This window comes from Robbsia betulipollinis, from assembly GCF_026624755.1.
Taxonomy (GTDB): domain Bacteria; phylum Pseudomonadota; class Gammaproteobacteria; order Burkholderiales; family Burkholderiaceae; genus Robbsia; species Robbsia betulipollinis.
Genome location: NZ_JAPMXC010000001.1, coordinates 1,261,671 through 1,281,372 on the forward strand (window position 1 = coordinate 1,261,671; position 19,702 = coordinate 1,281,372).

The 19,702-nt window shown below is 65.6% G+C and carries 16 protein-coding genes; 5 read left to right on the forward strand and 11 right to left on the reverse strand.

From position 1 onward, the window contains the following. Positions 1 to 35: 35 nt before the first annotated feature. Positions 36 to 992, reverse strand: a complete 957-nt coding sequence (locus tag OVY01_RS05525; protein WP_267846271.1) for a LysR substrate-binding domain-containing protein — start codon at positions 990 to 992, stop codon at positions 36 to 38. Positions 993 to 1,219: 227 nt separating this feature from the next. On the opposite strand from OVY01_RS05525, the gene OVY01_RS05530 reads away from it, so the two are divergent. Continuing rightward, a complete protein-coding gene (locus tag OVY01_RS05530; protein WP_267846272.1) occupies positions 1,220 to 1,642 on the forward strand; it encodes a nuclear transport factor 2 family protein in 423 nt (140 codons plus the stop codon). A 21-nt stretch (positions 1,643 to 1,663) separates the two neighbouring features. On the opposite strand, the gene OVY01_RS05535 is transcribed toward OVY01_RS05530, so the two are convergent. The 5 genes from OVY01_RS05535 to OVY01_RS05560 form a co-directional block, all read right to left on the reverse strand. Next, positions 1,664 to 2,068 (reverse strand): cupin domain-containing protein, encoded by a 405-nt coding sequence (locus tag OVY01_RS05535; RefSeq protein WP_267846273.1) that lies wholly within the window; start codon positions 2,066 to 2,068, stop codon positions 1,664 to 1,666. 104 nt (positions 2,069 to 2,172) lie between these two features. After that, positions 2,173 to 3,267 (reverse strand): alpha/beta fold hydrolase, encoded by a 1,095-nt coding sequence (locus OVY01_RS05540; RefSeq protein ID WP_267846274.1) that lies wholly within the window; start codon positions 3,265 to 3,267, stop codon positions 2,173 to 2,175. 187 nt (positions 3,268 to 3,454) lie between these two features. Next, on the reverse strand, positions 3,455 to 5,005 hold the full coding sequence (locus OVY01_RS23060) for a methyl-accepting chemotaxis protein (protein ID WP_284700741.1): 1,551 nt from the start codon (positions 5,003 to 5,005) through the stop codon (positions 3,455 to 3,457). A gap of 257 nt (positions 5,006 to 5,262) precedes the next feature. Continuing rightward, on the reverse strand, positions 5,263 to 5,715 hold the full coding sequence (locus tag OVY01_RS05555; RefSeq protein WP_267846276.1) for a MarR family winged helix-turn-helix transcriptional regulator: 453 nt from the start codon (positions 5,713 to 5,715) through the stop codon (positions 5,263 to 5,265). Beyond that, the gene (locus OVY01_RS05560; protein ID WP_267846277.1) at positions 5,712 to 6,140 is read right to left on the reverse strand and encodes an ester cyclase; all 429 of its coding nucleotides are present in this window, start codon (positions 6,138 to 6,140) and stop codon (positions 5,712 to 5,714) included. The genes OVY01_RS05555 and OVY01_RS05560 overlap by 4 nt, the downstream gene beginning before the upstream one ends. A 280-nt stretch (positions 6,141 to 6,420) precedes the next feature. On the opposite strand from OVY01_RS05560, the gene OVY01_RS05565 reads away from it, so the two are divergent. Beyond that, complete coding sequence (locus tag OVY01_RS05565) at positions 6,421 to 10,191, forward strand: hypothetical protein (RefSeq protein WP_267846278.1); 3,771 nt, start codon at positions 6,421 to 6,423, stop codon at positions 10,189 to 10,191. A gap of 46 nt (positions 10,192 to 10,237) precedes the next feature. On the opposite strand, the gene OVY01_RS05570 is transcribed toward OVY01_RS05565, so the two are convergent. Continuing rightward, entirely contained in the window at positions 10,238 to 10,477 is a 240-nt protein-coding gene (locus OVY01_RS05570) for a hypothetical protein (protein ID WP_267846280.1), read from the reverse strand. A gap of 632 nt (positions 10,478 to 11,109) precedes the next feature. Between OVY01_RS05570 and OVY01_RS05575 the strand changes: the two genes are divergently transcribed. Together OVY01_RS05575 and OVY01_RS05580 are read left to right on the forward strand one after the other, a co-directional pair. Continuing rightward, positions 11,110 to 12,660: a sensor histidine kinase gene (locus OVY01_RS05575; RefSeq protein ID WP_267846281.1), complete on the forward strand. Its 1,551-nt coding sequence runs from the start codon at positions 11,110 to 11,112 to the stop codon at positions 12,658 to 12,660. 145 nt (positions 12,661 to 12,805) lie between these two features. Continuing rightward, a complete protein-coding gene (locus OVY01_RS05580; RefSeq protein ID WP_267846283.1) occupies positions 12,806 to 14,149 on the forward strand; it encodes an MFS transporter in 1,344 nt (447 codons plus the stop codon). Between the two features lie 30 nt (positions 14,150 to 14,179). Here OVY01_RS05580 and OVY01_RS05585 read toward each other — a convergent pair whose 3' ends face one another. The 4 genes from OVY01_RS05585 to OVY01_RS05600 all read right to left on the reverse strand — a co-directional run bounded on the left by OVY01_RS05585 (position 14,180) and on the right by OVY01_RS05600 (position 18,389). Then, entirely contained in the window at positions 14,180 to 14,956 is a 777-nt protein-coding gene (locus OVY01_RS05585; RefSeq protein ID WP_267846285.1) for an L-iditol 2-dehydrogenase, read from the reverse strand. 85 nt (positions 14,957 to 15,041) lie between these two features. Next, positions 15,042 to 15,887, reverse strand: coding sequence for a substrate-binding domain-containing protein (locus tag OVY01_RS05590; RefSeq protein WP_267846287.1), 846 nt, complete (start codon positions 15,885 to 15,887; stop codon positions 15,042 to 15,044). Positions 15,888 to 16,029: 142 nt separating this feature from the next. Then, positions 16,030 to 17,049 (reverse strand): ABC transporter substrate-binding protein, encoded by a 1,020-nt coding sequence (locus OVY01_RS05595; protein ID WP_267846288.1) that lies wholly within the window; start codon positions 17,047 to 17,049, stop codon positions 16,030 to 16,032. Between the two features lie 86 nt (positions 17,050 to 17,135). Then, positions 17,136 to 18,389, reverse strand: a complete 1,254-nt coding sequence (locus tag OVY01_RS05600; protein ID WP_267846290.1) for an acyl-CoA dehydrogenase family protein — start codon at positions 18,387 to 18,389, stop codon at positions 17,136 to 17,138. A 296-nt stretch (positions 18,390 to 18,685) separates the two neighbouring features. Here OVY01_RS05600 and OVY01_RS05605 point away from each other — a divergent pair, with 296 nt between their 5' ends. Next, positions 18,686 to 19,699, forward strand: coding sequence for an aliphatic sulfonate ABC transporter substrate-binding protein (locus OVY01_RS05605; protein WP_267846293.1), 1,014 nt, complete (start codon positions 18,686 to 18,688; stop codon positions 19,697 to 19,699). Positions 19,700 to 19,702 lie beyond the last annotated feature (3 nt).

Genomic DNA, 19,702 nt, shown 5'->3' on the forward strand with positions numbered 1-19,702 from the left:
TTGGATTCGACGAGATATCGCTGCAACGCCGGCACTCACGCGCGTTTCTTCTTTTCCGATTTGGTGACCAGATGCGCACTGAAATGCGCGATCATGAAATCCACGAACACCCGCACTTTCGGCGGCAATTGCCGATTGCTGGCCCACACCACGTGGAAAGTATTCGAGTCCGTCAAATAATTGTCCATAAACGTCTTCAGGCGGCCATCCGCCACCGCGTGCCTCACGGAAAAATCGGGCACACAGGTCACCCCGCGTCCCGCCAGCGCCATATGCAGCAGCGCATCGAGGCTGGTACACACCAGGGTAGTAGGCAGTGCCAAACCGGACGCACCGGTAGTCGCATGTGACAGCGGCCATCGGTAGAGTTTCCCCGTGGTCGACCAACGATAGTGCAGACACGCATGGCTCAGGAGGTCCGCCGGTTTCGTCGGCGTGCCCTTTTTCTCCAGGTAAGCGGGAGACGCCACCAGACAGCCGCGATAGCGACCGAGCGCGCGCGATACAAGGCGCGAGTCATTGAGCGCGCTGCCACGAATCAGCACATCGAATCCTTCATCGATCAGATCCACCAGGCGGTCGGTGAAATCGAGATCCAGTTCGATTTCCGGATAGTGTGCCATGAACGCCGACAGCACCGGCAGCGCCAGCCCCGCCGATAGCGACAATCCCACCCTCAGCCTGCCTCGGGGGTGCGCGGTCATGGCGCTCAAGTCGTCTTCCGCGGCCTGAACCTCACCCAGGATGCGCTTGCACCTTTCCAGGAAAACGTCGCCTTCAGAGGTCAGGCGCACCGCGCGGGTACTGCGTTGAAACAGCCGTACCCCAACGCGTTCTTCCAGTCTGGAAACGCTTTTGCTCACTGCCGAAGCGGAAATCCCCAACGCACGGCCAGCGGCGGCGAAGCTCTGCGTGCGCGCCGTCTGAACGAAGACTTCCAGACCGCCCAATGCCCCGAAATGCTCCACAGTCACCTCTCGACGGCCATTCATGACATTTTTGTCCTGGCTGGGATGAACCTGGACCGTGGTAATCATAACCGGCGGAGGGCATTAGGATGACGACTGGTCGCTGCCCATCAACGGCCGGCAAACCGGCGCTCACATCTGCGCGCTGCTTATCCGGATTCGGGATTCACGCGAGCAATCGCCCGGAACGCCTGGCGTTCCGCCAACGCAACGCAAGGCTGGGCAGACGGTCCGGCCAGGAGAGAACGCGCATGATCAGCACAGAACACCTCAATGCCTACCTCGACGCCATGGGCCGGCGCGATGTCGAAGGAACCAAGGCGCATATGGCGGATAACGTCGTCCTCAGAAGCCCGATCGTGCCTGCTCCTTTCGAAGGGAAAGCGCGGGTCGGCGAGGTTCTGCATCATCTTCTCGGCCTGGTGGAGGCCTTCGAACCCAGGCTGCTCCTGCGCGACGGCGCCGATTTCGTCGCCGTTTTCACGATCAGACTCGGCGACCACGTCATCGACGGCATGGATCATATGCATCTGAACGATGCAGGCCTGGTGGATAGCATGACGGTGGCATGGCGCCCGCTTCCGGCCATCGTCGCAGTCCAGCAGAGGCTGGCGCCGAAATTGGGCGGGAAGGCCATGCGGCTCGTTCCCCTTGATCAGTCGCGCAGCTTGTGAACCGTTCGCGGGCGACTGCCGTTACTGCGTCGGAGGGACAGCGGGCGTGGCCAGCGGCTCCCCTTTGCGGACAACGTGCACGGTGACAAGCTGGACGGGAACGTTGCCATCGTTGCGCACGCCATGTATCGCGCCGGCGGGCACGACGAAGCTGCCGCCCGACGCCACCTCCCGTTCAGGATTTCCCGCCACCAGCACCTTCAGCGCGCCCGACTCGACATAGGCTATTTCGTCGCCCGGATGGGTATGCCAGCCCAATTTGCCGCCCGGCAGCACGGTGACGCGCGAGACGACCGCCTCGCGACCGGGCACCGAGATGTCGGACTTCAAAACCTCCGTGCGCGTCACGCCCACGGTCTGGGAAAGGCAGACCGATGCCGATGCCGTGAGTAACATCCCCATAATCAAGTGCCGTGCTGTTTTCATGCAAATTCCTCTCGGTTTTCGTTCGCAAATCAAAGGTACGACGTTTCGCGGACCTCCGTGATGGAGACCCGCGAAACGTCTGCAACGCACCATGCCTCGTCGACTCAATGCTCGGCGAGCAATTGAATCAGATACTGTTTCCATGCCTCGGGATGCGTCTGCGTCTGATGTCCGAAAGAGTGCCCGGCCGTCTCGGGTACTTCGACGTAACGGCCGTGCGGTACGGAGGGGATCAGCCGCTGCATCACGCCGAGATCGGTCGCATTGAGCAGATCGTCGGCAAAATTGACGGCCAGCAGCTTCGCGCGAATCTGGTTCAGGCGCGCCGTCGGGTTGTAATCCCACGAGGATTCGAACCAGTACAGCACATCGTTCGCGTCGTTCTTGCCGCCCTCCTTCACCAAACTGTCGTAGAGATGGGTAGCCGCCTCACGGGTGGGCGCCTGGGCCTGCAACTGCGTGGGGTTGACGGTGAGTACGGCGAAGATCGGCATGACGCGCAGCCATTGAACCGGCGCGGTCGTGTAGTCACCGCCCTGCCAGCCAGGATCGTTGCGGATTGCGCCGACCACCATCTGTCGCCAGAGCCAGTTGCGCCCGGCGATGGGGATCGGCTGACTGACCACGGGCATCAACGCGTCGGCCATATCGGGATAACGTTCGCCCCACATCCACGTTTGCATGCCGCCCATCGAGACGCCGAGCACCAGACGTAAATGCGTGATGTGCAGGCCATCCTCCAGCAGCTGATGATTGGCTTCGATCACGTCGTTATAACCGTAGCGCGGGAAGCGAATGCCCATGCCATCGCTGGGCTTGCTGGAACCGCCGCGGCCCAGGCCATCCGGGATCACGATGAAATAGCGTTGCGCGTCGAGCGGTTGACCCGGGGCAAAAAGCTCGCGGCGCATGAGAGGCGTCAAAAACTCCTTGCTGGTGCCCGTCGTCCCGTGCATCAACAACACCGCATTGTCGACGCGCCCCTGCGCGTCGCGCCGCGGTGTACCGATGGTCACGTAGTGAATCCGCACTTCCGGCAGCGTCGTGCCCTCGGAAAAGTGGAAATCACGCGCGGTGAAGTCCGCGCTTTGTTCCGGAACGGTCACCGCATCGGCGTCGGCCGCATGCGCCGTGTCGATGGTGACGAGGGCGGCCACACATAACCCGACCGCGATCTTGAAAAATCCTGATGGCAACATGCTTTTCCAGGCCCCTGGCAATGAACGGTCATCGCCGCGACGCGGGACCGCAGTCGTGACCGTCGATGGTTTTGAAAATCCGTGGCGTCATCGCACATCGGCCACGGACACGCATGACAAGAAAACTGCTTCGACTCTACCGGGCGCCGCTTCCGCACGCACGATGTCGTGCCTCGACTACGTCACCTCAATGCGCCGCAAGCTGGAACACCCCTATGGCATCGGTCATGCGCGTGGCTTGTTCCGCGAGGGAAGACGCGGCCGCCGCGGCCTCTTCGACCAGTGCCGCATTTTGCTGCGTCACGTCGTCCATCTGTGCGACGGCTTTGTTGACTTGTTCAATGCCATCACTTTGTTCCTTCGACGCCAGGGAGATATCGTTCATGATGTCGGTGACACGACGCACCGTATCGTTTATTTTGGTCATGGTCTGTCCGGCCTGACCCACCAGCGCCGCGCCGCCGCCCACGCACTGAACGGAGTCGTCGATCAAGGTCTTGATGCCCTTCGCCGCCGTGGCGCTGCGTTGCGCGAGCGTGCGTACCTCGCCCGCCACCACCGCGAAGCCCCGGCCTTGTTCGCCCGCTCTCGCCGCCTCGACCGCCGCGTTGAGCGCGAGAATGTTCGTTTGAAATGCGATGCCCTCGATGATGCCGACGATCTCGGCCATCTCGTTCGAGCGCGCATTGATTTCGTTCATCGTCGATACCACCTTCGTGATCACTTCGCTGCCTTCATGCGCGACGTCCACCGCGTCGCGGGCAAGACCGCTGGCCTGCCGCGCGTTCTCGGCGTTCTGACGCACGGCCGTGGTCAGTTCGCCCATGCTTGCCGTGGTCTCCTCGAGCGAGGCTGCCTGTTCCTCGGTGCGTTGCGAGAGATCGGTGTTGCCTGCCGCGATCTGGGCGGTGGCGGCGGAAATGGATTCCGCGCCATGACGTACCGAGCCTATCATGCCAGTAAAACGGGATTGCATGATGCGCAGGCCTTCCATCAGCTTTCCCATCTCATCCTTCGAACGCGCTTCGATACGTCGGCTCAGATCGCCATGGGCCATGGCGTGAAAGTGCGCCAGCGCCTCGTCGAGCGGACCGGCAATCGATTTGACCAAGGCATGCCATGCGAGTACCGCCATCGCCAGACCGATCAACAGGCCGCCCGCCGCCAACCAGACAATGGCATGAAAGCGGTCCTGGGCGGCGTCGTAGCGGGCACGGGCCTGCACCGATTTCATCGCTTCGAGTTTTCCCGAACGGTCCGTAATTTCATTGAAAGGATTGGTCATCCTGTTCGAAATGAGGTCGGCCAGCCGCGCCGTGTCGCGTCGGTCGATGGCGGCGAACACATCGGCGACCGGCCCATTCATCGCAAGCTGACGTTTGGATTCAACGGCGTCGGATAACTGTCGTTCCTCCGCGTCGGCAGGAAGGTCGCGGTATTCTTTCCAGGCCTTGTCGGCGATCGCGAACTGCTCGCGCGCATGGGCTTCCAGGCTGGCAATGTCGGGTCGATCGGGCTTGGCCGCTATCCGGTCGAGCACCAGCCGCCCCCGGGAATAGAAGAAGTTGAATTTTCCAAGCTCGAGCGCCGATGCCAGTTGGTGCGAGTACAGATCTTCTTGATCTGCATTGCTCATCGCAATCCCGGACAGGCCCAGTGCCGCGCCGACCGCCATCAGCAAGCCAAGAAAACCCATCGCGAAAGCCAAACGCAAACGGATCGAGATGTTGGAGAGCATAGACGCCTCAAAAAAACACAACCATGACGGGAAATGTCCCGGCGGCAAATCGCGGACTCCATGGGGTTTACGGCAGGGAAACCGAAACCTGAACCGGGCTTTCGATGAATCGCGACCTGCACGGAATCGCGCGGGGTCCTGACAATGACGTAAGGTTCGCCATCATCTTCTCGGCACGGGACACCCTCGCACCCGAACATCTCGTGCGCGACGGCAACGAAACCGGGTGGAAAGGCGAGATGGCGCCTTGCCGTGGATCAGTCGAGCAGTTTGCGAAGCGTTCGCACCGCGATCTCCAGAATCGCGCGTTCTTCGGGGCTGGTTTTTTTTAGCAATTGGTCTGTCAGCCATTGGGAACGCGTGGCGCGTTCATGCATCGTGTGGGTTCGGCCCATGTCGGACAAGGCCACGACATAGGCGCGCCTGTCCGCGATGTCCTGTGTCAGGGTGACCAGCCCCTGTTCGACCAGCTTCATCACGATGAGCCGCATCGTCTGATGCGTCACGCTGCGCGACACGGCAAGCGTCGCAATACTGATCGGGCCGGCACGCTCCAGGAGCGCCAGCGTTTCGCTGCGGGCGTTCGAGTGCGTACCGCTTTGCTCGCGGGTGGTCTTGACGAGGCGACTGACGACGTCGCGAAGGGATTCGCCGAGAAGCGCGGCGTCGCCGGTATGGGCTGGCGAAGGCTGGCGCTTGACCTGGCTCATTTCGGCGATGCCTGGTGTCCGCGAAGTTGCGCCACGATGCTGGCCAGCGTGTTGATGCCCCAATGCGCGACGTATCGGCCGCCCTCCACACGAACGATATCGATCACGTCGATCGATATCGCCGCACCGGTGGCTTCGACGCCCATCAATGTTCCGACATGTCTGCCCGAGATCGTTTTTCGGGTAGTGACCTTGTCGCCGTCGCATAACTGCTCGTGAATCCGAACCTCCATGTCCGCGATCGCGGGACGAAGCACGGACGCAAACGTCGTCCACATCGCTTCCGCGCCTCGCAACTGCTCGTTCGGTGCCGACCAGTTGACGAAGTCGGGCGCCATGAGCGCCTCGAAAGCGGCGCGGTTGCCATCCCGGATCACTTCGTAGTTGAACCGCTCGACCACGGCCTTTGGATGATTGTTGTGCATGCCGGACCTCATGTGGGTATCGATTCGCCAGTTCGCGAAATTCGCCAACGCGTCGACTGAAACGCTATTGTACAGCAATGCTGTATATATCGCGGTAAGCGACACAGTGTCGCGACGCGTGCATGGCCATGGCGCGCGCCGAATGTCATGATCGATGACGATGGCGCGACGGATCGTGCACGCCGCGCCTTCGCACCGGGCAGCATCCTGTCGATTCCGGGCATATGATTGACACATAAACGCGGCATCATCATCACGTCATCCGTGTGCCCATTTCCTCATGTTCGATCGTTTTCGCCGACATTTCACGTCCACCGCTTCAGAAGCGACGCCCCCCGCGCCGCCCAACGGCGCGCCCGCTGCCAGCGGGGTGCCCCATACCGCACCGCTGACCGACGGCGAACGTGCCGCGGCCACGCCGCCACGCCGCGAACGGACCCTTTCCGCGCCGCTGGCCGGCCTGAAACCCGCGCCGCCGCCCCGCTCGGGCCTGGCACACACGCGCGACAAGATGCGACACCGGCGTCGCGATTTCACCATACCGTTTTTCCAGACCGGCCATACCGGCCAGCCGATCGGCCCACAGGATGTGGCGCATCCCCGTTATACGCGGACCGATCACGCCGACATCGATCCGCAGGCGCCGCCCACGCAACACGACCGGATCGAGCGTTACGCGACGCGCGTGCAGAACCGGGCCGCCAGCGCGTCCCCACCGGCCGCGAGCGCACAGTCGCCGCAGGGTAGCGGCACCGTACCGGACATCGCCCGGCAACGGGAAGCCGCCACGGGCGCATTGGCGCTACGCCGATTCATCGACAATGCATTTCCCGTGCGCGCCGCTTCGCCCCTGCACGCCGCCGCGGGCGCCGCGCCCATGGCGCACGCGCCGCGTGTCGGGGCCGCATCCGATTTCCCCCCGGTCCTTCCGGCAATACCCCCGCAGTCCGGTTTCGCCGCCGACGTGGCCGCCGCGCTGGGATGGGAGACCGCGGATGTCGAGGGGGATTCGCTTGCCGGCGTGATGGCGGACGCCGTCGCAGCGGGAGGTGTCGCAGGCACGCCGGAACAGGCGCAAGCCGCCCTTGCCGAGCGTCTGGCACGGCTGGGCGGCCCCCACGCCGCCGGTGAGACGATGCATGGCGCGCTGATCGCCGCCGCCCTGGCGCACACCGGCATCGGCCAGCCGCGCGTCGCGCTCGCGGTGCTGGCGCGTTGCGCCACCTTGCCGCTCGCGACCCTGACGTCGGCGACGGCGCTGCGCGCGCTGGACGAGGCCGGCCGACGCGCGGTACAACTCATGACGATCCTCGCGCGGGGCAACGGCTGCAACTTCGATGCGTTCGCGGCGCTGCGCGCCGATGCGGGACATCCGGTGGACGCCGCCTTCCATGCCCACGCCGTACAGGCGCTTCTCGGCGCGGCCGGGCAGGCGAGCCTCGGCGCCACGGCGGTCCCTGCCCCTGCCCCTGCCCCTGCCGCGCCCCGCGGCGAGCCGCACGAAGCGGCGCGCCGGCACACCGCCCCTATCCCCGCGTACGCCGCACCCGCGGTCGATACCCTGATCGATAAGCTGGAAACGCACCGCCATGACCCCGCCGCCGCGCTGTCCCACCGTACGATCGGGGCCGCCGCGCGCTTGCTGAACGAGGGCGCACAGGCACTGAGCGAGCGCGAACGCTACGACCTCTTCTCGTGGCGCCAGGGTGACCGCGACGATGCGCCGGGCAGCGATTTGGCGCGCAAGAATCACCGGCTGGAGAAATTCGTCACGCGCACCATCCCGCGTCTGGCGCAATCGCGCTGGGAGCGCGCCCGGAACCTGCCGCGGCGCATCCTGGGGAAAGACAAATCGCCGTTGAGCGCGCCGACGCTCGGATTGGGCGGCGTGCCGCGCGACACGCTGCAAAATGAGCAGGCAAAGCTGCGCGCCGGGATGCGCGAGGCGCTCGACGAACTGACCCGCGCGCCCGCGGGCGGAACATCTCCCCTGGACGCGACGGCCGCGCTGCGGCACGCGGACCCGATCGGTTCGCTGGTGGAACTGGCCGCGCTCCACGTCTGGCTCGAGGGCGGCCTGACGAAGGACCGGGTCACGGCGGCGGACCTGCCCGTGATCGCCGGGAAGGCCCGGACGCTCGCAGAGGCCGCGACCCCGGATGCACCCGAGGGCGTGGCGCTCGCCGCGTTCGCGAATCGGAACGGCGAAGCGTTGCGCGGCGTGGCCCCTTTCGCCGCCCTCGATGGGCGCCACTACACGGCCGACATGCTGGAACGCTGGGGAACGATCGCCCGCATACCCAAAACCGGGGAAGCGCCTTTCTGGAATCATGTGGATAGCCTGCGGAAACTCGCGGAGCCCCCGGAAGCGCGTCTCGACCAACGCAGCGTAACGCATGGACGCGACCTGCTGATCGACGTCATCGGTAAGCTCAAAGCCGGCGCACGGCTGCGCTTGAGCGACGGGCACCGATATGGTTTCAGCACGCGCGGGTTGTCGGCGACCGTCACCAATTTTCTGCATCTCTCCTCGGTTCCAGTGTCCGCGCAACTCAACGTACAGGCGCGTCGCGGCAAGGAGGCGGTGGTCGAGATCAGCCGCTCGCTGCAAGGCGTCGAAATCTTCGTCGGCACCGCCAGGCGCACGGCCACGCATGTCGAGGCGGGCGTTTTCGCGGGCTATCGGTTCGATCTGGGACTGGCCGAGGCCCGCGCCGGGGCCACGGTGAATGCCCTGCTTCACGCCAGCGAGCGCGGCGAGGTCACAGGCGTGTCCATCGGCATCGCGCGGCGCCCCAACGAGGCCGGGACGGGCTATCAGGACGACGCCATGCTGGAAAAGGCCACCGGGATCGTCGCGGAACTGTTCGCGGCCGCGGCAACGCGCGAAGATGCCCATGCGGAGGGCGAACGCACGGCAGAGGTGGACGAAGCGGCGTCCACGTCGGCCGCGCAACGCGTGTTCGCACGCCATTTCGACGACGCCGACCTGACCCTCTCCTGGACCGATACCCGCGACAAGGGATATAGCGCAGGCGTATCCGTCGCCGCGGGCATGACGCTGCGCCTGCCCGAGCCCGCCCACGACGGCGCGGCCGGATCGGATACCGGAGCCGACGCCGGCGGCGCCGCGCGCGCGACGCTGCCGCTCGGTCTGGGACCGGCCGTGGGACTGGCGTATATTCGCGATCATGGGCTGCGGCAGGACGCCGCCCTGCCCGCGGCCGACGCCACGCCGGCGAACCCGGCCGCCACCGTCGTACGCCAGGATGCGCGCCGCGTCGAGCAGCACCGCCACGGCGGGGGCAGCCGCTGGGTCGGCCGTCTGGGCGTGGGTACGAACTCGAACCTGCCGGTGAGCGTGGACGGCACCGGCCGTTCGATCGGCCTGGGGCTGCTGACCCTGGATACGCCGGCCATGCATTTCACCTTTCGCAACACGCGCATGTCCGCGCGGCTGCAACTGGTACGCGACGAACGGCGGCTCAACCATCGCGCCTGCGTGCTCGACCGTGAATTCGCCGGCCCGAGCGCCTATATCCGCGCGGTCGAGAGCGAACGCGCGCAATGGGCGATGCTCTTCGCCACGGAACACATGCGAAAAAACGGCACGCCCTACGCCACCGCGCTCGAAGAAGCGCACGTCGTCATCGACCGACACCTGGCGAATGCACGGGCGAACTGGCGGCCGAATCAGGTGCTGTTTACCCGCCACCGCCTGCGGGAACATGCCGCGCGGATGCTGGACCTGAACGCCGCGCTGCGCGACCAGCTCGCGCCCGCGGGGCGGGACACGCCCGCCGCGCTGCAAGCGCTGACACTGGCCGACGCACGCATCCTGGAAGACGCGGCATCCTATATGCCTGTCGAACTCAAAGGCAAGGAGAGCGTCGATCGCGAACGCCTGCTCGGCCCGAACGCTTTCCTGCACGTGAGCACGCGCAAGGCGGTGGCGTCGACGCGGGAATTCGTCGCACAGAATGTCTCGTTCAAGACGATGGATGAGAGGGACCGCGTCCTTCCTCGACGGGACCCGGCGCCGGGCGGTTAGCCCGTTACCGCGTCCGTTACCGTGTGCGTCGCCGGCCCCGAATCATTTACGACCCGCGGCACACCACCTGTTCCACCGCATAGACCAGCGCCAGACCGGCGGGTCCCAGTTCGCGCATCGCGGTGACGATGGTATAGCTTTGATCCCAGAGCCAGTCCGCCCGATTGAGCACGATGGCCGCGATCAATGCCTGACGATGCGACAGCGCAGCGAAACTGTTCAGTACCCTGGCGGACTCGCAGAAAGCAACCGTCGAGACGAATTCATAGTTGCTGAATTCTGCCATAAAGGGGCATGGGCGAGAAAAGGAACAATGGTTCCGGAACAGCGTTCCGATCGTATTTTCCAAAGACCGAAACGCGTGGACAGCAGCCGGTGTGCTTTGGTGGGTAGTACATGTCGCATGGCGGTGCGGTCTGCCATACAAGCGCCGCGCAACCCATTATATAAGATCAAGTGCTTAGGACTTCCGGTTTTATACGATTCGGTGGGTCGACCACGCGTCCCGCTATTTCGGGCGATGCTTTACAAAGCTTTCGGTCGCATCGGGCAAGGCCGCACCGTTGCCCGCTTTGCGGTATTCTGACGGCCTTGCCGCGGCACCTTTCGCACCTCCCGCGCTCCCCGCATCCGGCCCCCTCTATCCATCAAGGCGCCGCTATTGGTATGATGGCGGCTGGCAACCGGAATGCCCTTGCAACACCCACACGGCGGGCGCCGCTCGCCTGATCTCCGGCATCGGGTCCCGCCGCTCTCGAACGTTCCCGTAGAACAGGAACACGCACTCTCGCGCCTGCCGCAGCCCGGGCATGATCCCGCCGCTCATACCGGGCGGCGCGCCGCGACCGGCAGCACGCGCAGCATCAATGTTCAACCCTGACATCGGACCCAAGGGAGCCGATTCTTTCCCCAGGTTTTATGGAAAATTTATCGGTAGATGAGATTGCCCGCAATGCGGCGGGCCTGTCCGTCTCGCGCTTGCGCCGTCAGCACATACTCGCGGCGCAATTCGGTTACTTCGCGCTCGGCGAACAGGATTTCGCGAAAATCCTGCGCGAAGCGGTGCGGGTCGCGGCCGGCGGGTTGGGCGCCCGTTTCGCCAAGGTGCTGCGCTATCTGCCGCAGACCGACGAATTCCTGCTGGTGGAGGGTCTGGGCTGGATGCCCGCCGATATCGGCACCATCTCGATGGGCGCGGACGATGCGAGCCCGGCCGGCTATGCCTATTCGAGCGGCAAACCGGTCATCTCGAACCATCTCGGCAACGAGCTGCGCTTTCGCACGCCCGCGATCCTCGTGAAATACGGTATCGAACGCGCCATCAACGTGCCCATTCGCAGCAGCATGAACGCCTACGGGGTGCTCGAAGCCGACAGCGACGACACGGCCGATTTCACGGAGACCGACATCATCTTCATGGAAGCGGTCGCGAACGTGATCGCGATGGCACTGGACCGCGATCTGGCGCAGACCGAGACACGCGATGCCGGTCTGTTTTCGTCCAGCGTCCTCAACGCCAGCCATGACTGCATCAAGGTGATGTCGGTACAGGGCGAACTCGAGTTCATGAACGAGAATGGTCTGTGCCACATGCAGATCGACGATTTCTCGAAATTCGACGGCCTGCCCTGGACGAGCCTCTGGCCCGAATCCGCCCGGGCCGAGATCGAAACGGCGATCGCGGAGGCGGTTGCCGGACGGCCGTTCCGGTTCGAGGCCTTCTGTCCCACGACGAAGGGAGAGCCGCGGTGGTGGGACGTCTCGGTGTCGCCGATCCTCGGTGCCAACGAGCAGGTGGAACGGATCGTTTCGGTATCGCGCGACATCACCGAGCGCCACCAGCAGGAGGTGGCACTGAGCCAGCTCCTGTCGGTGCGGGAGGACGAACTGCGCACCAGCGAACTGATGATGAAAGAGGTCCATCATCGCGTGCGCAACAGCCTGCAACTCGTGCAGACGCTGCTCGGGCTGCAGGCGAATCTGAGCGCGGACGAGAGCGTCAAGGGCGAGTTGAAGGTGGCCGCGCGCCGGGTACTGAGCGTGGCCTCGGTGCATGAGCGTCTGTATCGGGAAGACGGCGGCGCCGCCAACGATGCCGCAACCTATCTGGCCAGTCTGCTCGACGACCTGCAGGCGGGATACGAAGACCGGCCCGTGACCCTGCACGCGTCGAGCATGGTGCTGCCCGCTTCCCGTCTGGCGCCGCTCGGACTGATCGCCTGCGAGCTGATCACCAACTCGATGAAATATGGCAAGGGCCGGATCACCGTCGATCTGGAACGCACGCAGGACGCCGTCAAACTCACCGTGGCCGACGAAGGCAGCGGGTTTCCGAAGGACTTTCCCAAGCCGCAGGGCACCGGTCTCGGAATGCGGCTGGTGAAGACCTACGCCGGTTTCGGCGACGGGTCGATCCTGGTCGACCGTACCGTGCCGTTCAGCCGACTGATCGTGACGTTCAAGGTGTAGGAAGCGCACAGCGATGCGATGCCGGGCCCGCCACCCGCGGCGGCGGCATCCCCCCGCCGAACCCATGCCGCGATGGGCGTATACCCGAACGTTAATCCCAAAATAGTCTGACTATAATGGCCGGCCCCACACAGGAATTTCGGCCATGGACGAGACCGGCACGCGCCAGGAAACCCGCACGATCCGCCGCATCACGTTCAAGCTGGTGCCGTTCCTGGTGCTGCTCTACCTCGCCGCCTATATCGACCGCTCGACGCTCGGTTTCGCGAAATTGCAGATGAATGCCGACATCGGCATCGGCGATGCCGCGTACGGTTTCGGCGCGGGGCTTTTCTTCATCGCTTACTTCCTGTTCGAAGTGCCAAGCAACGTTTTCCTGGTCCGCATCGGCGCGAGCCGCTGGTTCGCGCGCATCCTCGTCACGTGGGGCACGATCACGGTCGCGATGGCGCTGATCCGCGGGCCCGCGAGTTTCTACCTGCTGCGCTTTCTGCTGGGGGCCGCCGAAGCCGGCTTTTATCCCGGCGTCGTGTACTTTCTCTGTCAATGGTTTCCGGCGCGGCACCGGGCCAGCATCTTCGGGCTGTTCCTGCTCTCGCAGCCGTTGGCGTTGATCGTGACCGGCCCGCTGTCCGGCGGCCTGCTGGGCATGGAAGGGATCGCCGGACTGCACGGCTGGCAGTGGCTGTTCATTCTGACGGGCCTGCCGGCGATGCTGCTCGCCTGGCCGACCCTGCGGCTGCTTCCGGACCGGCCGCGCGATGCGCACTGGCTGCCCGCGGCGGACCGCGTCTGGCTGGACGCCGAGCTGGCACGCGAGCGTCGCGAGAAAGGCCCCGTCCTCGATGCGGCGGGAGCGCAGGCGCATCCGCTGCGCGCGCTCGGGGACGCCCGCATCGTATTGCTCGCGCTCTATTTTCTGCCCTATCCGCTGGCGGTGTACGGTATGTCGATGTGGCTGCCCACCATCATCAAGGCATTCGGCGTGTCCAATCTCACGACCGGCTTCCTGTCGGCGATTCCCTATTTTTTCGCGATCGCGGGCCTGCTCACCGTCCCCCGCAGTTCGGACCGGCGCGATGAGCGGATGTGGCACATCGCCGGCTCCGCGGCGCTGGGAGCGATCGGGCTGGCCGTATCGGCAACCGCGCATTCGCATGTCGTGCAGCTCGCCGCGCTGTGCCTGACCGCCTTCGGCCTGTACGCCGCGCAACCCATTTTCTGGACCCTGCCCAGCCGCTTTCTGAGCGGAACGTCGGCCGCCGCCGGTATCGCGATGATCAACGCGATCGGCAATCTGGGAGGCTATCTCGGTCCGTTCACGGTGGGGGCGATCAAGCAGTACACCGGCCGCCTCGCCGACGGACTATACTTTCTGGCCGCGGGGGTCCTGCTGCTGGGCGTGCTGCTGACCGTCGTCGTCCGGCGCTACGTGGAGGCGCCGGGCGGGGCGACGCCGGCCGCGGCGAACGAGAATCGGCGTGTGTAGCGGCAGCGCACGCGCCACCGCCGCACACGCTCAGCTCATCCAGTTGCCGCCATCCACGTTCAGCGTCTGCGCGGTGATGTACTCGGCATCCGCCGAGGCCAGGAACACGGCCGCGCCGGTCAGTTCGTCCGGACGGCCCATCCGGCCCCAGGGCACCGCTTCGCCCACCAGGCGCTTTTTCTCGCCGACCGGCCGGTTTTCGTAACGCGCGAACAGCGCGTCGACGTTCTTCCACATCGGCGTGTCGACGACGCCGGGCGCGATCCCGTTGACGTTGATGCGATGGGGCGCGAGCGCCAGCGCGGCCGACTGCGTGTAGCTGATGACCGCCGCCTTGCTCGCGCAATAGTGCGAGACGAGCGCCTCGCCGCGGCGCCCCGCCTGCGAGGCCATATTGATGATCTTGCCGCCGTCGCCCTGGGCCACCATCTGCCGGGCGACACGCTGCATCAGGAAGAACATGCCTTTGACGTTGACCGCGAAGGTGCGATCGAAGATGTCCCACGATTCGTCGAGCAACGGGCGCATGTCGAAGATCGCCGCGTTGTTGAAGAGGATGTCCACCCGGTCAAAGCGTTCGAGCGTCGCCCGCACGATGTTCTCGATGCCGTCGCGCGTGGTGACGTCCTCCTGGAGCAACGCGATGTGCTCGGCCGGCACGTCGCGATAATCCGCTGCCATGTCCGACAACGGCCTGACGTCGACGACGACGACCCTCGCACCCTCCGCCAGGTAGCGACGCACGACGGCTTGTCCGATACCGGCGCCGCCGCCGGTGACGATGGCGATCCTGTTCTCGAGCTGCATGCCTGTCTCCCATTGAAACACTGCGCGCGGATGACGCGCCCGTGTGTTTTGTTTGGGACGATCTTAGTTTCGATCGGACAGGCCGTCAAAGACTATCCGGCGCGGGCGACAACGGCAGCAAGCCGTATTTCGAGAATATCGCCTGCCCTTTTTCCGACAACAGGAAGAGGGCGAAACGCTCGGCGCCCGGCTGGTCCGAGAGCAGCGCCATGCCGTAGACGACCGGCACGTCGAGCGCGGCGGGCAGCGGCGCCACCAGGAGATCGGGCACCTCGCGTTTGATGTCGGCGGCATTGCTGCAGTAATACAGCAGGGCATCCGCGCGATCCGACAGAAAGATCGACGCCGCCGGCGATTTCCCGGCGATGGGCGTCATCGCGTTCGGCGAGCCAAGCAGCAGCAGGGCTTTTTTCTCGAGCACCTGCGTCGCGCCCGGCTTCACGCCATCCGCCTTCGCGAACACCTTGAACGCGTAGTCGCCGCCCGGGTCCGCCTTCGGCGTGGAGCTTGCCAGCCGGAAATCGGGCGCAAGCAGCGTGGCGACGACGTCCGCCGCGTTCGCGCCCAGCGGACGATGCGAAAACAGGCACATCCGGTTGCGCGCGAACGGCACGACATAGGTGCCTTCATGGCCTCGCGCCAGAGCGCGCGGCTGCGCCAGATCCGCCGACAGGAACAGATCGGCCTGCTCCCCGGCCTCCAGTCGCGCGCGCAGGGCGCCCGCCGGCCCGAATACCGGTTTGGCGAAGTCAGCGGCGGCGATGCCCGATGACGTCAAGGCATCGTTGACGGCCGCGACCAGACTGCCGGCCGCGAATACGCGAGCGGGCTCCACACTCCATGCGGGCGCGAACGGTCCCAGTGTCGCGGCGCCCCATGCCACCGCGATGGAAAATTTCACGTGTCGCGCCGCGCGTCCGTTGGATCTCATTGTGGGTTCTTGTCGTGGGAAAGCCAGGAAGGGAACATCATGGGCTCGTAATATACCATCGTATATCACGGCTTTCCTGGCAGGTCCGCCGTCGGCGCGCGGTTGACCGCGTCACCTCCTCACCATCCCCCCCGGCGAAGCGTCACGCCGTCGCGAGCCCCGGATCCGAAATCGCCCGGACGTCGATGCGACGGGGCAGGATCGCGCTGCGGCACGCGACATCGGCGACCCTTTGCAATGCGGCGATATCGGCATCGGTCACGAAGCGCTGCTGCAAGGGCGCGCGCTTCGTGATCTGCGCCGCCGCTTCCAGGGGCACGCGGGTGGTCGTCGAATAGACCTGCGCATAGGCCGCGGGATGCGCCAGCGCCCAGTCGCCCGCGCGCTGCAAGCGTCTGAGCACATCGGCCAGTGCCGCACGCTTGGCGGAGTCCGCCACCGCGCTCGCGGACGCGGTGAAAAAGCCCAATCCGCTATTGATGCCCACGCCGTCGCGCAACACGCGCGCGCCGTGCTGCGCCGCGATGCCGAAATACGGATCGAAGGTCGCCCAGACCTCGATCGCGCCGGAGGTGAAGCCGGAGAAGGCATCGGTGGGCAATACGAAGCGAATCGTGACGTCGTTGACCGACAGTCCCGCTTCCGCCAATGCCCCGTAGAGCTGGAACTGCGAAATGCTGCCGCGCGCCGACGATACGAAGACGGTGCGGCCCTTCAGGTCGGCGACCCGCCGGACGCTGGAAGCCTGATGAACGAGAATGCCCAGCGCCGCAGCCGAACCGGCGCGCGTCGCCACGATCTTGAGCGAGGGATCGCCCGTGGCGGCGGCCAGCACCGGCAGATCGCCCGCCGGCGCGAGATCGACGCTCCCCGCGCGCTGCGCTTCGAACAGGGGCGCGGCGCCCTGGAAGTTGGCCCAGCGGAATCGATAAGGGGTGTCGTCGAGCACCCCCGCGGCTTGCGCGAGGGACCGCGTGCCCGTTGCCTGGTCGCCCAGGATCAACGTGACTTTGGCGAGCGCCGCATCGGCGACGCGCGCCTGGCTCGCGCGGGGTACGCCGCACGCGGCCGCAAGCGGCGCGCAGCCCAGCAGCCGCAGGGCGCGCCGGCGACCGGCAAGGCGCTCGGAGGAATGACCCACGGGGTAATCGATCAGCGGCATGGATGGCCCTTGTAAAAAAACGCCGGATGGGAGGCGTCGCCGCCAGCACGGTGACACCGGCCCGGCACCGCGCTGGCGGCGAACCGTCACCGTTCCAGACGACCCAGCCCGAATGTTTCCTGCTGGCCCCGCCCGTTCAGATAGAACGCACCGATCGCGGCCTCGCGCAGCGTCGCCGGGTTGTGCGAGGCGAGCACGCGGGCATTGCGCCAATACCGGTCCAGACGCCGCGTTTCGCTGGTGGCGGTGGCGCCTCCGACCTCGAACAACAAGGTGGCCGCCTGCAAGGTCTGCTCGAGAATGATCTGCTGGGCCTGGAACACCTGGATTTCGAGATGGATATACGTCCCGTCGTCGGTGCGGCCCGCGGCCCGCGCCACCGACACCGCATCGAGGGCGCGCGACACCGCTTCACTGGTGTTCTGCACGGAGAAGGCCAGACTCGCGATCCGCCCCACCACGCGTTGCACCAGCGGGTTTTCCGCCGGACGCGACGCGCCCGCGACGCCGAAGGTGCGCGTGCGAGGCGTCGTGAAGCCCACCGCATCGCGCAGGATCGCGCGCGTGATGCCTGCGAGATTGGCGAGATGAATCTGCTGGAAGAAGGCGGTCTGCAACGTATGCCGGCGCGGCCTGCTGGCGTCGAAGCGGCGGTACACCTGATCGTACGGCACCCGTACCGCATCGAACCGCACGGTGCCGCTGCTCGTGAGCCGCTGACCGAATCCGTCCCAATCGTCGATGCGCTGCAAACCGGGCGTGTCAGCCCGCACCAGCACGCGCACGTCGCCTTCGCCGTCGTTCGCCGATACGTCGATCCAGTCCGCGTACAGACTGCCGGTGGTGTAGAACTTCTCGCCGTCGAGTTGCCAGTCCGGGCCCTCGGCCCGCCGGCTCAACCGTACCGAATTGTTCGTGGTCCCGGTGCGCTCGGAAACCGCGCCGGCGATGATCGCGCCGTCGACGATTTCCCTGAACCAGCGTTCACGGGCGGTTTCGTCGCTGTCCTCGAGCAGCGCCTCGATGAAGCCGGCATGCACGCGCAGGATCTGCGGCAGATTGGAATCCGCCTCGCCCAGGCGGGTCACCAGCGAGAAGAACGCCGCGAGGCCGATGCCATCGCCACCATATCGCTTCGGTATCCGCAGCTTCGTGTAACCGGCCTCGCGCAACCATTCGACCGCGTCGTAGGCCAATGTCCGGTTGTGTTCCCGCTCGACGGCTCCCGCGGCGATCCTGTCGAAGACCGGCGCGAAGCGCGCGAGCAGCGCGCTCTCGCCGGACGGGGCGGCGGAAGCGGCGTCGCTTGCCGTCGCCGGGTTGAAATCGAACAGCGCCATGACAGTTTCCAGGAAGTCCGCCCCTGTTTCCAGGGACACAACAATGAGAAAACGTCACCTTAGCGACAATGCCCGGTCCGCACAAACAAGCGATGGTGCTAGCGTTAGGCGGTTTTGTAGAAAGGCAGCGGCAGCTCGCAGGTATTGCCGCGCGGGCTTGGCACGCACGCGTGAAACGGACCGCGCCACCCCGAAAAAAGGATATCGATAGCACAATTCATCATATGGCGGCGCCCGTCGATCGCGCTAGTATCCGCGTTCGTCTCACTACGCGCCCTCGCCGCCCGCCCAAGCCGATGCAGCATCCCACACGTCCTTTCCCCGTCTCTTCCGCGCACCGTGTCGCGATGCTGGCGATCGCGATCGCGGCCGCCGCCGCCGCATTGTTCACGCCGCCCGCCGCCGCCGAGGAGACCGCCTTGCGCATCGGCTATCAAAAATCGTCGACCCTGATGGCGGTCCTCAAGGCGCGCGGCACGCTCGCGCAGGCACTTCTGCCGCTGCACGTAAAACTCTCGTGGGCGGAATTCGCCAGCGGCCTGCCGTTGACCGAGGCGCTGAACGCCGACGCGATCGATGTCACCGCGGACGTCGCCGACACGGTGCCGATCTTCGCGCAGGCCGCCCACGCGCGGTTCGCGTATTTCGCGCAGGAAGCGCCGTCTCCCGGCGCGCAGGCGGTCATCGTCCAGCGCGACGGTCCGATCCGCGCCCTGGGCGATCTCAAGGGCAAGCGCATCGCGGTCACCAAGGCGGCGGGCAGCCACTACTTCCTGCTCGCGGCGCTGGCCCGGGCGAAACTGTCCGACGATGACGTCCGCATCAGTTACCTGACGCCCGCCGACGCCCGGCTGGCCTTCGAGCGCAACAACATCGACGCGTGGTTCACGTGGGATCCCTACGTCGCTTCCGTCGAGCGGGAGGCCGGCGCGCGCGTGCTGACGCGAGGCGACGGCTTCGCTTCGTATCAACGCTATTACCTGGTGAGCACGGCGTTCGCGCAGGCCCATCCGGATCTGCTCGCGCTCCTCTACACGCAGTTGGCGGACGCGGGCCGCTGGGTGAAGGCGCATCCCGAGGAAGCGGCGCGCCTCCTCGCGCCGGTCTGGGGGCTGGACGCGGCGACGGCGGAGCGTGCGAACGCACGCCGCAGCTATGCGGTGCGGCCGGTGCTGACGCAGAATTTCGGCGAACAGGCGGCCATCGCCGACGCGTTCCATCGTGCCCGGCTGCTGCCGCAACCGGTCGACCCCGCCCAGGCGCAACTGTGGGACGTCGACGGCAAACGGCTGCATCCCGCCGGCCGATAGGTG

Excerpts from the sequence above, each read along its gene's own strand:
- OVY01_RS05525 (WP_267846271.1), bottom strand. The coding sequence starts at position 992 with ATGAATGGCCGTCGAGAGGTGACTGTGGAGCATTTCGGGGCATTGGGC.
- OVY01_RS05530 (WP_267846272.1), top strand. The coding sequence starts at position 1,220 with ATGATCAGCACAGAACACCTCAATGCCTACCTCGACGCCATGGGCCGG.
- OVY01_RS05535 (WP_267846273.1), bottom strand. The coding sequence starts at position 2,068 with ATGAAAACAGCACGGCACTTGATTATGGGGATGTTACTCACGGCATCG.
- OVY01_RS05540 (WP_267846274.1), bottom strand. The coding sequence starts at position 3,267 with ATGTTGCCATCAGGATTTTTCAAGATCGCGGTCGGGTTATGTGTGGCC.
- OVY01_RS23060 (WP_284700741.1), bottom strand. The coding sequence starts at position 5,005 with ATGCTCTCCAACATCTCGATCCGTTTGCGTTTGGCTTTCGCGATGGGT.
- OVY01_RS05555 (WP_267846276.1), bottom strand. The coding sequence starts at position 5,715 with ATGAGCCAGGTCAAGCGCCAGCCTTCGCCAGCCCATACCGGCGACGCC.
- OVY01_RS05560 (WP_267846277.1), bottom strand. The coding sequence starts at position 6,140 with ATGCACAACAATCATCCAAAGGCCGTGGTCGAGCGGTTCAACTACGAA.
- OVY01_RS05565 (WP_267846278.1), top strand. The coding sequence starts at position 6,421 with ATGTTCGATCGTTTTCGCCGACATTTCACGTCCACCGCTTCAGAAGCG.
- OVY01_RS05570 (WP_267846280.1), bottom strand. The coding sequence starts at position 10,477 with ATGGCAGAATTCAGCAACTATGAATTCGTCTCGACGGTTGCTTTCTGC.
- OVY01_RS05575 (WP_267846281.1), top strand. The coding sequence starts at position 11,110 with ATGGAAAATTTATCGGTAGATGAGATTGCCCGCAATGCGGCGGGCCTG.
- OVY01_RS05580 (WP_267846283.1), top strand. The coding sequence starts at position 12,806 with ATGGACGAGACCGGCACGCGCCAGGAAACCCGCACGATCCGCCGCATC.
- OVY01_RS05585 (WP_267846285.1), bottom strand. The coding sequence starts at position 14,956 with ATGCAGCTCGAGAACAGGATCGCCATCGTCACCGGCGGCGGCGCCGGT.
- OVY01_RS05590 (WP_267846287.1), bottom strand. The coding sequence starts at position 15,887 with ATGAGATCCAACGGACGCGCGGCGCGACACGTGAAATTTTCCATCGCG.
- OVY01_RS05595 (WP_267846288.1), bottom strand. The coding sequence starts at position 17,049 with ATGCCGCTGATCGATTACCCCGTGGGTCATTCCTCCGAGCGCCTTGCC.
- OVY01_RS05600 (WP_267846290.1), bottom strand. The coding sequence starts at position 18,389 with ATGGCGCTGTTCGATTTCAACCCGGCGACGGCAAGCGACGCCGCTTCC.
- OVY01_RS05605 (WP_267846293.1), top strand. The coding sequence starts at position 18,686 with ATGCAGCATCCCACACGTCCTTTCCCCGTCTCTTCCGCGCACCGTGTC.